The sequence below is a fragment of the Pseudonocardia pini genome (assembly GCF_013870575.1).
Taxonomy (GTDB): Bacteria; Actinomycetota; Actinomycetes; order Mycobacteriales; family Pseudonocardiaceae; genus Pseudonocardia; species Pseudonocardia pini.
The window spans coordinates 1-14,078 of sequence record NZ_JACBXB010000052.1 but is presented as its reverse complement, the minus strand read 5'-3'; the positions used below and the strand labels follow the sequence as shown (position 1 = coordinate 14,078).

At 72.0% G+C, this 14,078-nt stretch carries 14 protein-coding genes; 6 read left to right on the top strand and 8 right to left on the bottom strand.

The genetic code is table 11. From position 1 onward, the window contains the following. Window positions 1-211: 211 nt before the first annotated feature. The 5 genes from H5J29_RS05730 to H5J29_RS05710 form a co-directional block, all read right to left on the bottom strand. The gene (locus H5J29_RS05730) at window positions 212-1,021 is read right to left on the bottom strand and encodes a FadR/GntR family transcriptional regulator (protein WP_181779856.1); all 810 of its coding nucleotides are present in this window, start codon (window positions 1,019-1,021) and stop codon (window positions 212-214) included. Window positions 1,022-1,131: 110 nt separating this feature from the next. Next, window positions 1,132-2,526 carry a phosphotransferase family protein gene (locus H5J29_RS05725; protein ID WP_220187031.1) on the bottom strand — a complete coding sequence of 465 codons (1,395 nt, stop codon included), beginning with the start codon at window positions 2,524-2,526 and terminating at the stop codon, window positions 1,132-1,134. 153 nt (window positions 2,527-2,679) lie between these two features. After that, window positions 2,680-3,558: a mycofactocin-coupled SDR family oxidoreductase gene (locus H5J29_RS05720; RefSeq protein ID WP_220187030.1), complete on the bottom strand. Its 879-nt coding sequence runs from the start codon at window positions 3,556-3,558 to the stop codon at window positions 2,680-2,682. A 147-nt stretch (window positions 3,559-3,705) separates the two neighbouring features. Further along, window positions 3,706-5,268 (bottom strand): AMP-binding protein, encoded by a 1,563-nt coding sequence (locus H5J29_RS05715; protein ID WP_181779855.1) that lies wholly within the window; start codon window positions 5,266-5,268, stop codon window positions 3,706-3,708. Further along, window positions 5,265-6,155 (bottom strand): acyl-CoA thioesterase, encoded by an 891-nt coding sequence (locus H5J29_RS05710; protein ID WP_312858077.1) that lies wholly within the window; start codon window positions 6,153-6,155, stop codon window positions 5,265-5,267. The genes H5J29_RS05715 and H5J29_RS05710 overlap by 4 nt, the downstream gene beginning before the upstream one ends. A gap of 212 nt (window positions 6,156-6,367) precedes the next feature. Here H5J29_RS05710 and H5J29_RS05705 point away from each other — a divergent pair, with 212 nt between their 5' ends. Beyond that, window positions 6,368-7,141 carry an enoyl-CoA hydratase/isomerase family protein gene (locus H5J29_RS05705; protein ID WP_181779853.1) on the top strand — a complete coding sequence of 258 codons (774 nt, stop codon included), beginning with the start codon at window positions 6,368-6,370 and terminating at the stop codon, window positions 7,139-7,141. Between the two features lie 73 nt (window positions 7,142-7,214). Here H5J29_RS05705 and H5J29_RS34740 read toward each other — a convergent pair whose 3' ends face one another. Further along, on the bottom strand, window positions 7,215-7,319 hold the full coding sequence (locus H5J29_RS34740; RefSeq protein WP_246393539.1) for a hypothetical protein: 105 nt from the start codon (window positions 7,317-7,319) through the stop codon (window positions 7,215-7,217). Window positions 7,320-7,323: 4 nt separating this feature from the next. Between H5J29_RS34740 and H5J29_RS34735 the strand changes: the two genes are divergently transcribed. Continuing rightward, window positions 7,324-7,479 carry a hypothetical protein gene (locus tag H5J29_RS34735; RefSeq protein ID WP_181779860.1) on the top strand — a complete coding sequence of 52 codons (156 nt, stop codon included), beginning with the start codon at window positions 7,324-7,326 and terminating at the stop codon, window positions 7,477-7,479. Between the two features lie 44 nt (window positions 7,480-7,523). On the opposite strand, the gene H5J29_RS05690 is transcribed toward H5J29_RS34735, so the two are convergent. Further along, window positions 7,524-9,140 (bottom strand): ABC transporter substrate-binding protein, encoded by a 1,617-nt coding sequence (locus H5J29_RS05690; RefSeq protein WP_181779852.1) that lies wholly within the window; start codon window positions 9,138-9,140, stop codon window positions 7,524-7,526. Window positions 9,141-9,333: 193 nt separating this feature from the next. Then, window positions 9,334-10,539 carry a cytochrome P450 gene (locus tag H5J29_RS05685; protein ID WP_181779851.1) on the bottom strand — a complete coding sequence of 402 codons (1,206 nt, stop codon included), beginning with the start codon at window positions 10,537-10,539 and terminating at the stop codon, window positions 9,334-9,336. A gap of 211 nt (window positions 10,540-10,750) precedes the next feature. On the opposite strand from H5J29_RS05685, the gene H5J29_RS05680 reads away from it, so the two are divergent. The 4 genes from H5J29_RS05680 to H5J29_RS05665 all read left to right on the top strand — a co-directional run. Further along, complete coding sequence (locus H5J29_RS05680) at window positions 10,751-11,713, top strand: DUF7064 domain-containing protein (protein ID WP_220187028.1); 963 nt, start codon at window positions 10,751-10,753, stop codon at window positions 11,711-11,713. A 180-nt stretch (window positions 11,714-11,893) separates the two neighbouring features. Beyond that, the gene (locus H5J29_RS05675) at window positions 11,894-12,301 is read left to right on the top strand and encodes a hotdog family protein (protein WP_181779850.1); all 408 of its coding nucleotides are present in this window, start codon (window positions 11,894-11,896) and stop codon (window positions 12,299-12,301) included. 94 nt (window positions 12,302-12,395) lie between these two features. Further along, window positions 12,396-13,166, top strand: a complete 771-nt coding sequence (locus tag H5J29_RS05670; RefSeq protein ID WP_181779849.1) for an enoyl-CoA hydratase/isomerase family protein — start codon at window positions 12,396-12,398, stop codon at window positions 13,164-13,166. A 1-nt stretch (window position 13,167) separates the two neighbouring features. Then, on the top strand, window positions 13,168-14,078 hold a 911-nt coding region (locus H5J29_RS05665), incomplete at its 3' end, for an acyl-CoA dehydrogenase family protein (RefSeq protein WP_181779848.1).

Below are 14,078 nucleotides of genomic sequence, written 5' to 3'. Positions count from 1 at the left end.
CGGACCACCGCCGCGAGGGCGCGGTGGTCGTCGGTGATGGCGAGGGGCATGGCTCCTCCGTCCTCCGCCCCCGGCCTGCGCCCGACCCGGGACGGGTGCGGGCGGGGCGGGGGCGGATCAGGTGCGGGTCAGCGGTCCGTCGGGGTCAGGCCCTTCGACGAACCAAAGAGTAAACGCATTGGAGGCCGCCGCGCAGCCCGGTGCCAACGGGTCAGGACAGCAGGTCGACGACGGTGCCCGACGTGGGACCGCCCTCCAGCAGGCTGCGGCCCACCTCGTCGAGGTGGCGGCGCCACAACGCGTCGGCCGCCTCGGCCTCGCCGTCCTCGATCAGGTCGACGACGCGGGTGTGCGAGCGCACCGCGACGCGGTAGGAGCGGACCCGCCCGGTCTCGCCCTCCTGGGCGGCGACGTAGGACCGGCTCGCCACGTCGACGATGTGCTGGATCATGGAGTCGAAGAGGTGCAGCGTCCGGTTCCCCGCGAGCTCCACGAGCAGCATGTGGAACTGCTGGGAGAGCCGGGGCATCCGCTCGGCGATCTCGGCCTCGTCGCCCTCCAGCAGCAGCTCGGCGTCGGCGAGGTTCTGCCGGAGCCGGGCGACGGACTCGGACCGCGGATCAGCGGCGATCCGCTTCGCCGCGGGCGCCTCCATCACCGTCCGGGCGTCGTAGACGTCCTGCAGCAGAACACCGTCCATCTGCAGCATGAGCCCGGCGTAGGTCGCCGCGACCTCCGCCTCGGGTGCACGGACCCGCGGGCCACCCCGAGCCCCCCGGCGGATCTCGAGCAGCCGCTCGCTCTCCAGGATCCGGAACGCCTCGCGCAGCGTCGGCCGGGACACGTTGAAGTACTCGGTGAGGGCGAACTCCTGGGGCAGCGCGTCGCCCGGGCTCAGCTCGCCCAGCACGATCCGCCTGCGCAGGACCGCCGCCACGCGGGCGGCCGTCTTCGGGCCACGGGCCACCTCGGCACCGCCAGGGCCGCCCCCGTCGCCGGGCGGGGTGAGGTTGACGGACATGCGGGCGGGCTCCCTGCGATCGTGACGGTGAGGGGATCCTACGTCGTCACACCCGCCCCGCGGCGCTCCGGGGACTCAATCCGTTCACTCGTTCGCGTCGATGCCTGCCCTCACCGCCGGGGCAGGGGGTCGAAGTGCCGGTCCGCCAGTGCTCCCATCGCCGGTCGCACCAGCCGCGTGCGGCGGGCGACGTCCCGGGAGAACTGCCGCAGCGCGGCCTGCTCCTCGAGCGTGCCCGCCACCACCGCCTCGGCGAAGAGCCGGCGACCCTCCGCGAGGGTCGCCGGTCGCGTACCGAGCAGGGTGGCGAGATCGTCGAGCTCCTGCGCCTCCGCGGCGGGGGCGTACACGTCCGCCTGCTGCAGGTACTTCAGCAGGCGGGCGAGTCCCTTGCTGCGCAGGACCGCGAACGGGTCGGTGCTGCGCGGCACGATGACCTCGCGGATCTGGGCGAGCGCGGCGTCGTAGACCCACGTGCGGTCGGTGGGCTCCCCCGACAGCTCGGGCGGCGCCTCGGGCTCCACGCCGAGGGCGTCGGCGAGGGCCTCGACGAGCAGCCGGTCGTGCAGCGCTCCGTAGATCAGGGCGTTGCCGACCTCGCCCAGCAGGTTCTGTTCCAGCCTGCCGCGGTAGCTGAGCACCACGACGCGGAGCTCGGCGAAGACCCGGTAGTAGCGGAGCCGGTCGTAGTCGACCCTGCGGCCGCTCGCGGCCTCGTAGTCGGCGATCCGGGCGGCCAGGTCGGTGAAGGGCTCCTGGACCGCGCGCAGCGCCAGCCACCCGAGGTCGTCGTGCGGGTCGCCGAGATGGGCGAGCTCCCAGTCCAGCACGGCGGTGACCCGGCCGTCGCCGTAGAGGAAGTTCCCCGGGCCGGTGTCGCCCTGCACGATCACCGGCGCGTCGTCCGTCTGCGGGGCGTGCCTGCGCAGCCAGGCGAAGCCGAACTCGACGAGCGCGTGGGGCGGTGTGTCACCGTGGCGGTAGAGCGCCTCCCAGGTGTCGATCTCCCGGGACAGCAGCTCCGACAGGCTCGCGTCCGGATCCTGCCCCGAGACGGCGAGCCGGTGCGGGTCGACCGCGTGCAGGGCGGCCAGGATGCGCATGAAGTCCGACGCCACGGAATGGCGCAGGCCCTCGTCCTTCAGCCGGGAGAACCACGTCTCGCCCGGGACCCGCGTCGAGAGCACCGCCTGCTCGGTCGGGTGCACCCCGAGGATCTCGGGGACCGGGACCGCGGTGCCCTGCAGTGCTCGGTAGAACGCGGCCTCGCGGTGCAGGGTGAACGGGTCCCCGGTGTCCGCGGGGTCCGAGCGGTCGTAGCGCAGGAACAGCGGCCGGACACCGCCGTCGGCGGACTCGACGTCGACCGTCCAGGCCTCGTGCCTGCCGCCGCCGGGCCGTCGGTCGGCCGCGACCAGGCGTGCTCCCGCGCACTGCTCGATCCAGCTGCGGAGCTCGCCCGACAGACCGGTCGTCGCCTCCTCGCCCGCATCGGTGACGGTCACGTGACCTCACCTCCGGTGGCGGCCGGGACGACGGTGGACGGCGCGACCTCCATGATGCGCACGCCTTCCATGGGTCGGTGCATTCCGTTCCTCGTTCTCCTCGTCCTGGCCGCCGGCATCGGTGCCTGCGGCTCCGCAGCGCCCCGCGCGCCGCTAGAAGGCGGGCTGCTGGGGCCGGTTGCGGATGTAGGCGCCTGCGTCGACGCGCATCTGCATGCCGGTGACGTACCGCGACTCGTCCGAGACCAGGAACAGCCCCATGGCGGCGATGTCCTCGGGCTCGACGTACCCGACGGGCATGGCGTTCATGGCCGGGAAGGCGACGAGCGCGTCCTCGCGGGTGGGGTTCTCCAGGTCCGGCCGGAACTGGCGGTACATGATGTCGCTGTTGAGCATGTTCGTGTTGCAGTTCGTCGGGTGGATCGCGTTGGCGCGGATCATGCGCGGTGCCAGGGCGATGGCCAGGTCGTTGACGAACGCGGCGACCGAGCGCTTGGCGAAGGAGTAGCCCAGCCCGCCCGCTCCGGTCTTCGGGTTGTCGGTCGCGCCGGTGATGAGCCCGGCCACCGATCCCGTGGCGATGACCGACCCTCCGTCGACCAGGTGCGGCAGCGCCGCGTCGACGGCGTTGACCACCCCGTTGAAGTCCACGGTGACGGCGTCGAGGAAGGCCTGGGCGTCGGAGTTCGCCAGCGGGCAGATGCCGGCCTGGGCGATGACGGCGTCGAGCCTGCCGCCCAGCTCGGCCACGGCCCCGTCGACCGCGGTCTTGAGGGACTGCAGGTCCCGCACGTCCGCCTTGCGCACGACGATCCGCCGGTCGAGCTTCTCGACCAGCCGGACCGTCTCGTCGAGGTCCGCCTGGGTGGACATCGCGTAGTCGTTGGTGGCGAAGTCCTCGAGGACGTCGACGCCGACGATGTCGGCCCCCTCCTCGGCGAGCCGGAGCGCGTGAGCCCGACCCTGCCCTCGAGCGACACCCGTGATCAGGACGACTTTTCCGTCGACGCGGCCCACGGCGACTCCCTTCATCGATGAACGGCGTAGACCTGGATCGCCTGCATCCGGCCGGTGCAGACAGCTGTGGCGGTGGTGAGCGACGCCAGGCTCTCTCGTAAAAGAGTAGCCCCGATACCGGACTCTGTCTGCACCGCGAGCGCGGAGGCGCCGGGGCGGAGGTCACCGACCCGGTGTGAGGCTCGCCCGGAGCAGGAACTTCTGGACCTTGCCCGCCGGGGTGCGCGGCAGCTCGTCGACCACCTCGATCCGCTCCGGCGCCTTCTGCCGGGCGAGGCCCGCTGCGGCGAAGTGCTCGCGCACCTCCTCCAGGTCGAGCGTCCGGCCGGGGGCGAGCACGACCACCGCGCACACCCGCTCCCCGAGCCGGGCGTCGGGCATGCCGACGGCCGCGGCGTCGAGCACCGCGGCGTGCTCGGCGAGGACGTTCTCGACCTCTTTGGACGAGATGTTCTCCCCGCCCCGGATGATGATGTCCTTCTTCCGGTCGGTGATCGTGAGGTAGCCGTCGTCGTCGAACCGTCCGATGTCGCCGGTGCGGAACCAGCGCCCGGGCAGGAACGCCTCCCGGTCCAGCGCCGGGTCGGTGTAGCCGAGGAAGAGCTCCCCTCCCCTGCTGACGATCTCGCCGTCGGCGCCGTGCGGGACGTCTCGCCCGTCCTCGTCGACCAGCCTGACCTCGCTGCCCTCGATCACCCTGCCGTCCGTGTCGGCCCGCTTGGCCAGCGGGTCCTCCCGCGCACCGCTGCTGATGGTCGGGTGCTCGCTCGAGCCGTAGGTCCGGTAGGCCGGGATGCCCGCGGCGTCGGCCCGGGTGATCACCGCGGGCGGCACGCCTGCACCCCCGCTCATGAACTCCTCGAAGCTGGCCAGCGTGGCCGTCCCGCGATCCCGTTCGTCGAGGAGGCCCGCGAGCTGCACCGGTGCCCCGACGCCGTAGGTGATCCGGTGCTCGTCGACCAGCGCCGCGGCGCGTGCGGCGTCCCACGTCTCCAGCACCACCGTCGGTGTGCCGTGGACGAGGACGCGCATCAGGCCCAGCAGACCGGCCACGTGGCCCGCCGGGAACAGCGCCAGCTGTCGCAGGTCCCGGTCCGGCTCTCGGGCCATCACCTGCGAGGAGACCTCGGCGAGCAGTGAGCGGTGGGAGTGCTGGACCCCCTTCGGGTCCGAGGTCGTCCCCGAGGTGTAGACGAGCATCGCCCGTGCGTCGGGATCCGGTCGCGCCTGCCGGAAGGGTCGCGCGAGGCGACCGGACAGGTCGGCGAACGGCACCGTTCCCTCGGGGGCGCCCTCGCCCACCACGACCACCGTGCGCAGCGCGGGCGGTCGCTCCCGCAGCCCCGCCAGCACGGTCTCCGCGTGCGGGCGGCCCCGCGAGTGTGCCTGGAGCACCACCGCCACCGCACCGGACTGCCGGAGGATGAACCCGAGCTCGTGGGAGCCGTAGATGAGCACGATCGGCAACAGGACCGCGCCGGTCAGCGTCACCGCCGCCTGGGTCACGGCGCCCTCGTAGGTGCTGCCGAGCTGCACGGCGACGACGTGCCCCGGCCCGATCCCCATGCCGCGCAACGCTCCGGCGACCCGCTCCGCGTCGGTCACCAGCCCGCCGAGGGTGGCCTCGCGGGTCCCCGCCGTCGACGAGAAGACGACCTGGACGCCGTCGTGCTCCGCCGCGGCCGCCAGGACCCGGCCCGGAACGGTGTGCTCCGCCGCGCTCATCCGCCCGCCCTGTGCCTCTCCGCGCGCGCCTGTTTCGCGCGGTCGAGCGACGCGCGTTTCCGGAACAGCGCCTCCTGCGTCAGGCTGGCCACGAGCCTGCCCGCGGAGTCGTGGGCGGTGCCGGTGTACCAGCCCCGACCCTGCCCCACGGTGCGTGGCACCACGTCGAGCAGCACCCACTCGTCCATCCGCACCGGGCGGTGGAACCAGATCGCGTGGTCCAGCGACGAGCCGGACCGATGGTCGACGTCGTGCAGCGGGGCGAGTCCCGTCGAGATGTCGGACAGATAGGTCAGCAGTGCGGCATGCAGCACTGCGCTGCCCGGCAGGGAGGCGTCGGGGAGCAGGTCGGTGCACCGTGCCCAGAACCGGGTCGGCCTCTCCGCGCCCTCGTACGGCTGGGTCGGCATCCGACCCTCGAACGACAGGAGTCGCGGGATCGAGCAGGACCGCAGCGTGGCGACGTCCTCCGCCTCGGGCGCGGGATCGACCTGGTGGTCCGGCTCCTCCTGTCCGATGTGGAACGAGGCCGCTATCGAGAAGATCACCTCGCCCCGCTGGATCGCGACGACGCGCCGGGCGGAGAACGAGCGGCCGTCGCGGTCCCGGTCCACCCGGAACACCGTGGGGAGGGCGGCGTTGCCGCCGCGCAGGAAGTACCCGTGCAGCGAGTGCGGGGTCCGCTCGGCGGGCACCGTGAGGCCCGCGGCGCGCAGGGCCTGTGCGGCCACCTGGCCCCCATAGAGGGCGAAGGGGTCCTCGAAGACCGCATTCGCGCGGAACAGGTCCTCCTCGATCACCTCGAGGTCGAGCACGGCGAGGGCGGTCCGCCCGTCGGGTGCCTCGCGCAGCGGCGGGGCGAGGCGGTCGCGGACGTCCACTGCCACTCCGGTTCCTCGGGCAGGGTCCGCGGGCCGCGCTCCGAACGTCGTCATCGTCGTCCTTCCGGAAGAGAATACTCAATGAGCGCCTGCATCGTAGAACGATGTTCTGGGGGCGAGGTGCGTCCTGCCGAGCGGGCGTCGACGTGAGAAATCAAAGAGCTTACTGATTATCGGCTACGCTGTCACTGCAGCGACGCGACGAGGAGAACGAGACGATGGATCTGAGCACGGTGCTGTACGAGGTGGCGGACCACGTCGCCACGATCACGCTCAACCGGCCCGACGCCATGAACAGCTTCAACCAGGCGATGATCGACGACTTCGCCCGCATCTGGCGCGAGGTCAAGTCCGACGACGACGTCCACGTCGCGGTCCTGCGCGCCGCGGGCGACCGGGCCTTCTGCACCGGGGTCGACGTCAAGGAGGGGATCCACCGCGAGACCAACGTCTGGAGCCAGGTCGACCCGGGCGAGAAGCTCTCCCCGAAGGCCAACCAGGTCTGGAAGCCCCTGGTCTGCGCCGTCCACGGCATGGCGGCGGGCGGCGCCTTCTACTGGATCAACGAGGCGGACATCGTCATCTGCTCCGACGACACCACCTTCTTCGACCCCCACGTCAGCTACGGCATGACCGCCGCGCTCGAGCCCATCGGACTGGCCCGACGGATCCCGCTCGGCGAGGCACTCCGGATCGCCCTGCTGGGACTCGACGAGCGCCTCTCCCCCGATCGCGCCCTGCAGATCGGCCTGGTCAGCGAGGTACTCCCGCGCGACGCCCTCTGGAACCGCGCCGACGAGATCGCCCGCGTCATCGCCGCCAAGCCGCCGGCTGCCATCCAGGGCACCGTGCGCGCCATCTGGGAGTCCCTCGACTCCACCCGCACCCAGGCACTCGCGACCGGCCTCGCCTACACCCAGCTCGGCAACCCGATCGGCCAGGCACAGATCGACCGCGCCGCGGTACCTCGCGCCAAGTGGACGCTGCGCTAGCTGCGTCCCGGACGGCGGACCGAGCAGGACCGGCGCAGGACGCGCCGAGCCCGCCCGGTCGCTGGAGCCGCCCTCAGCCCGCGGGGACCTCGATGACGACCGCCCCGCCCTGACCGCCACCCGCGCACATCGCTGCGACGCCGATGCCGCCGCCGGTGCGGCGCAGCTCGTAGATCATCGTGGTGAGCATCCGGGCGCCACTCGCGGCGACCGGGCGTCCGGTCGGCGACCTGCGCGCCGCCCCGTCCCACGGCCGCGACACCGACGAGGTGCTGCGCGAGCTCGGTCTCTCCGTCGCGCAGATCGCCGGGCTGCGGGAGCGCGGCATCGTCGCCTGAACCTGTGCGGCCCGGCGCTCGTGCGCCGGGCCGCGAGGGGTTCGTCAGCTCGTCCTGCCCACGTACCGCAGGTCCATGATCCCGGCGTAGAACGAGACCCCCATGGTGTCCGCTCCGACCACGTCGTCCGCGGCCACCACCTGCGTGTGCCTGCCGCAGATCCACACGTTCATCGCGTTCCGCACCGCGGAGTCGGCGGCCTGCGTGACCGCGGCCCGCACCGCCGCGTCGTCGGACGTCGCCGCCGTCGCCGCGGTCATGGCCTGGTCGAAGTCGGCGGGCCGCGGGCCGGGGTAGCGGGCGGGCGCCTGGAAGGTCTGCGTCAGCGTCAGCGCCGACGACGCCGTGGTCGGCGAGACCGTCGTGTAGGCGTCGAACTCGCCGGCGGCCCAGCTGGTGAACACCGTGGGCGCCTGCTGGGTGACGATCTGCACCGTGATCCCCGCCTCGGCCAGCTGGGCCTGCAGCGCGGTCGAGATTCGGTCGAACGGTGAGTTGCTCGCTCCCACGAGCAGGGTCATGGCGAACCCGTTCGGCAACCCGGCCTGCGCGAGCAGCTGCCGCGCCTTCGCCACGTCGTGGGTGTAGGTCACGGGCGGGGTGGACAGGTGCCCGGGGTAGACGGCGGGGAGGGGCTGACCGAGGGGATCGCACTGCCCCGCCATCAGGCCGGTGCTGAGCGCCTCGCGGTCGATCGCGTAGTTGAGCGCCTGCCGGACCTCGGGCTTGTCGATGTTCGGCCGCGCCGTGTTCAGCCGCAGGTTGATCGTCGCCGCGGCCGGGTAGGTGCTGACCGTCATCCCGTCGATCCGCGAGGCCTGCTCGAACATCGCCTCGCTGGAGTTCGAGATGTCGAGCTGGTCCGAGCGCAGGGCGTTGAGCCGGGCGTTCGGGTCGGGGATGAACTGCATCTCGATCCGGGCCGCCTTCTGGGCCTCGGGGTCCCAGTAGCCCTCGCGGCGGACGAAGGTCGCCGTCTGGCCGAGCTTCAGGTCGGCCAGCGTGTAAGGCCCCGAACCGACCGGCTTGACGTCGAGGTCGGTGTTGCCGAGCGCGTTCGGGCTCACGATGCCGCCCTCGGCGCCCGCGAGGACCGCGGGCAGGTCCGCCGCCGAGTTCTTCGCCGAGATCCGCACGGTCCGGGGGTCGACGACGTCGACGGAGGCGATCCCGCCGAGGGTCGCCTTCACCGTCGACGCCGGCAGGGTGAGCGAGCGGTCCAGGCCGGCCTTCACCGCGGCGGCGTCGAGGGTCGCGCCGTCGCTGAAGGTGACACCGTCGCGGAGGGCGAACGTGACCGAGCGCCGGTCGGGGGCGATCTCCCACGACGTGGCGAGCATCGGCCGAACCTCGAGATCCGGGCCCATCTGCGTCAACCGGTCGTAGACCAGCGAGCCGTACGGGTACTGCGCGAGCCCGGATGAGCTGGTGGCGGGGTCCATCGCCGGGGGTGGGGTGTCGAGGCCGACCCGCAGGGTGGCGTTGCGGTCGACCTCCCCGGTCGGCCCACCGGCGTCGCCGCCTGCGGAACCGCCGCACGCCGCCAGGGTCATTCCAATGACCGTGCCCATCACGAGCACGGTGGTCCGCAGCCCGCGGGACCGTCGGATCGTCATCGTCTCCGCCTTCATCCGGCCCGCGGCCCCACTGCCGCGGATCATGGCGAAAGAGTAAACGGTTTCAAGCGCCGCGTCTGCGCCTTGCGGTCACTGATCTTGCGAAACGACCACGATGCCCCCCTCATCGACACCGGGAAGAGCCGCTCCCGTCGCACGACGAGCGGGTCGCCGAGGAAGCGCATACTCATCTGACGCGTAGGGCACGAGCGGGGCGGCCTCGCGGGGAAGCACGCCGTCAGACCTGCCAGCGCAGCTTCAGGTCCTCCAGACCCCACACACCACCGCCGTGCTCGCGCGGCGGCTCGGCCAGCTCGTACTCCGGGATCTGCTTGTGCCACTCCTCGAGGAGGATGGCGAGCTCCTGCCGCGCGAGGTGCGACCCCAGGCACCGGTGCGGGCCGCCGCCGAACGACAGGTGCCGGGTGACCTCGCGGTCCAGGTCGACCCCACGCGCACCGGGGTAGGCGCCCTCGTCCCGACCCGCGGCCGAGAGCGGGAACGCGGCCATGTCCCCCGCCTTGATGGGGCAACCGTGGAAGTCCGCGTCCCGGGTCGCCTTGCGGGCGGTCTGCACGATCGGGTAGGCGCGCAGCAGCTCCTCGACCGCCTTCGGGATGCGCTCGGGCTCGGCCACGATCCGCTGCCGGTCCGCGTCGTGGGTCGCGAGGTGCCACAGGGCGTACGAGGACTGACCCGCGACCGTGTCCAGACCCGCCATGAACAGCAGCAGCAGGCAGTTGAGGACGTCGGCGTCGGCGGCGGGCTCGCCGTCGATCTCCCACTTCACCGCCGCGGAGACGACGTCCTCGGCGTCGGGATCCGGGTTCGCCCGGCGCTCGGCGACCAGCCCGGAGAAGTACCCCATCACCTTCTGCATCCCGGCCATCCGCGTCGAGCCGTCCGGGTCGGACTCGTTGTCCTGGTGCAGGATCATGTGCTCCCACTCCATGAACTCTGGGAGCTTGTCCCGGGGCATGCCCATGATCTGCAGGAAGATCGTGGAGGGGAAGACCTGCGCGATGTCACGGACGAAGTCGCACTCGCCGCGCTCGCGCACGCCGGCGACCAGCTCGGCCGCCAGCCGGTGCTGGTCGGCCTCCATCGACTTCGTTCGGCCGGGTGAGAAGTAGCCGCCGAGCAGCCGCCGCCACTTGGTGTGCTCGGGCGGGTCGAGCATGATCGGGATCCACTTGTACGCGGGGTTCGGTTCGGTCGGGACGATGACCGAGTTCGACCACAGGTCGGGCTGCTGCAGCCCGTCGAGGATCACCGACTGCTCGGTGAAGATCCAGTACCCGTTGGCCTCCTCGGTGCGGACAGCGGGCTTGGCGGTGTCCTGGTACCCGTCCATCCGCGAGAAGAGCGTCCCCGCCGGCACCGGCGCGGGACTCATCACGTAGTCGACCACCGGGCAGGTCCGTACAGGCTCAGTGTTGGTCATACTCACTTCCTCGCTGATGTGAGTGCACACGTGCTGAGCGACACTCTAGGAGTCCGACGGCCGAGTTCGGTAGACCCAATACCGGCCCTACCGGCATTCGGGGGCGAGGAGGCGGGTCTGCACCGCCGGACTACCGGGATATAGTCCCCTGATTCGCTCATCCCGCCCGGGCCGTCTGCGCCCGCGCCGCCGGCCACAGGGAGCAGCACTCGTGGACGATCCCGACCTCTTCACCGCAGCCGACGACAGCCTGCACACGCCGTCGGACAACTTCTACGAGACCGAGACGTACTGGTTCTCCTTCTTCGTGCCCGAGCGTGCGATCGGCGGGTGGCTCTACGCGTCCGTGCGGCAGAACGCCGGGGTCACCGCTGGCGGCATGTGGCTGTGGGACGCCACGTCCGCCCTGCCCTGGGAGCTGCCCTTCTACCAGAACTTCGACCACCTCAAGCCGCCTCGCGAGACCGCGCCGGGGCGCATCGAGTTCCCGATCGGGCTGAGCGTGCAGGTCGTCGAGCCCGGCAGGTCCTACGACCTCGTGTTCGACGACCGGGACCGGGTCGAGGTGAAGCTGCGGTTCGAGTCGACCTACGCGCCCGTCCCGCTGCGCAGCGGGGCCCCGCCCTATCCCAGGGCCTCGCACTTCGACCAGACCGGGCGCACCTACGGGACCGTCGTCCTCGACGGCGAGCGCATCGACGTCGACTGCTACGCGATGCGCGACCGCTCCTGGGGTCCGCGCTACGAACGGGGCTACCGGCGCGTCGGCTACACCTGGGCCTCGTCGGCGGACCTGAGCCTGCTGACCTACACCGCGCCGGACGGGTCCCCGACCGGCGGCGAGCACATCCACTCGGGCTACGTCCGCCGAGGCACGGGCCCAGACGCCGTCAGCCAGGTCACCGACGGTCGCCGCACCGTCAAGCGGGACCCCGAGCAGGGCTGGATCACCGGGATCGACATGGAGTTCGTCGACGCCGTGGGCCGTCGGACCACGGCGTCGGCGGAGACACTGAGCCGCATGGTGCTCCCGGGCTCGACGTCGATCTGCGTCAACACCTCGCTCCGGTGGACGGTCACCGACCACACCGGTGAGACGGTGGTCCTCGACGGCGAGGACCAGGACGTCTGGCCCATCGCCGAGTGGCGCCTGCTGCGGAGTCCGAAACAGTAATCCGTTAATGGATTACTGTTACCATCCTGGACGTGCGCCGAAGCATCGACCCGCCTCAGGTCCATTCCGCCGATGATGCGCCCGCTCGCTCGGGAGGCCGCCCCGAGGAGCCCTCCGCGGGCGTCACCGACGAGGCTCTCGCCGCCGCCCGACGCTGGGTCGGTGTCGAGCGTCCGATCCGTGGATGGAACTCCTCGGCCCACCCGGACGCGATCCGGCACTTCGCCAAGGGCGTCGGGGACGACAACCCGCTGTTCGGGCGTCAGCGGCACCCTCGAGGGCCCGCACCGGGACCCGCTGCTCACGCCGACCGTCGGGCTGAGCCGCGGGTACGACTTCGGGTCGCAGCGCATCTCCTGGCTGGCTCACCTGGTCACCGACTGGGCCGGGGACGACGCCGAGATCACCTCCCTCACCGTGCGGCTGCTCGCGCCGAACCTGCTCGGCGACCTGACCCGACTGCGCGGCCGGGTGACGGGAGTGGCCGGCGCCGGCGGCGAGGACCGGGTGGTCGAGGCGGAGATCGAGGCCGTGAACCAGCGCGACGTGGTGACAGCGACCGGGACGGTGACCGTCCGGCTGCCCTGAGCCGCCCCTGTCGCTCCGCCCGGTTCCGTTCTACGATGCCTAAAGGGTTAACGCTTTGCGGTGGCCCGCGGAGCCCGCAGCGAAAGGGGATACCGTGTCCGTCTCGACCGACCTCGTCGGCACGTCCGGCACCGTCGCCGTCGTCACCATGCGATGGCCGGGGAAGCGGAACTCGCTGTCGCCGGAGGACGGGGACGCGCTCACCGCGGCGATCACCGCCGCCGGTGCGGACCCGTCGGTGACGGGTCTGGTGCTCACCGGCGAGGGCGCGTTCTGCAGCGGGGGCGATCTCCGGGCGTTCGCCGAGCTCTCCCGCACCACCCCCTCGGACGAGGTGCACCTGACGGTCTACGGGCGGATGCAGGCGATCGTCCGCGCGTTGCGCGACTGCCCGGTGCCGACCGTCGCCGCGGTGGACGGGCCCGCCATCGGGCTCGGCCTCGACCTCGCGCTGGCCTGCGACATGCGGTTCGTCGGCCCGCGCGGCTATCTGATGCAAGGGTGGGCGAGGGCCGGGCTGGTGCACGGCGTCGGCGGTGTGCCACTGCTCGAGCGGGTCGCCCCCGGCCTGCTCTGGCGCCTCGTCGCCGAGCAGGAGAAGCTCGGCCCCGTCGAGTGCGCGGCGCTCGACCTCGGCGAGGTCGGCGAGCCGGACGCGCTCACCGCCGCGACCACTCGGATCGAGAAGCTCGCCCCGGTGGCCCGCGACGTCCTCGCCCACTACGTCACCCTGTCCCGGATGGCGAGCTGGCCCGCCGAGGAGCAGTTCGAGGCGGCGGGGCGGATCCAGGGCGGCCTCATCGGCTCGCAGCGCTTCCGCGACCTCACCGAACAGGTCCTGGGTGCCGACGCGGGAAGGAGCTGACGTGTCGACCCCCGAGGACCCGACCGCCCCGTTCGACCCCCGGTACGGCCCCGACGAGGAGGAGTTCCGCGCCGAGCTGCGCGCCTTCCTCGAGGAGCGGCTGCCGGACCGCTGGGTCGGCATCTTCCACGGTCCGCCCGAGCACCTCGACGCCAGCTTCGCGATCACGGCGGAGATGGCGGAGCGCGGCTGGCTGACCCAGACCTGGCCGAAGGAGTACGGCGGCCGGGAGGCCTCGATCTGGCGGCAGATGGTGCTGCAGGAGGAGACCTGGGCGTACTACGAGCCCCGCGGCGGCCAGTACATGGGCGTCAACTGGATCGGCCCGTCGCTCATCCGTTTCGGCACCGAGGCGCAGCGCGCGACCTTCCTCCCCCGGCTGGCCGCGGGGACCGTCCAGTGGGCGCAGATGTTCAGCGAGCCCGACGCCGGATCGGACCTGGCCAACCTGCGGACCCGCGCCGAGTTCAAGGGCGACCGGTTCGTCGTCAACGGCGAGAAGATCTGGACGAGCTACGGCGACTACGCCGAGCACGGGTTCCTGGTGTGCCGCACCGATCCCGGCTCGCGCAGGCACGCCGGTCTCTCCGTGCTGCTGATCGATCTGGACACCCCGGGCATCGAGGTGCGCCCGATCCGCACTCCCCTCGGGAAGCACAAGCTCAACAGCGTGTCGTTCACCGACGTCGAGATCCCCGCGGACCGGTTGCTCGGCGAGCGGGACGACGGCTGGTCGGTCGCGATGACCGCGCTGTCCTTCGAACGCACCGGCGTCGCCCGGTATGCGCGCGTCTCCCGGTTCCTCGGACAGCTCGAACGGCTGCCGGGCGCCGAGGAGCCGGACGTGGCGGACGACATCGCCGCCGCGCTCGCCGCGGCGCGGGCCGCCGAGCTGATGAACTACGGGGTGTT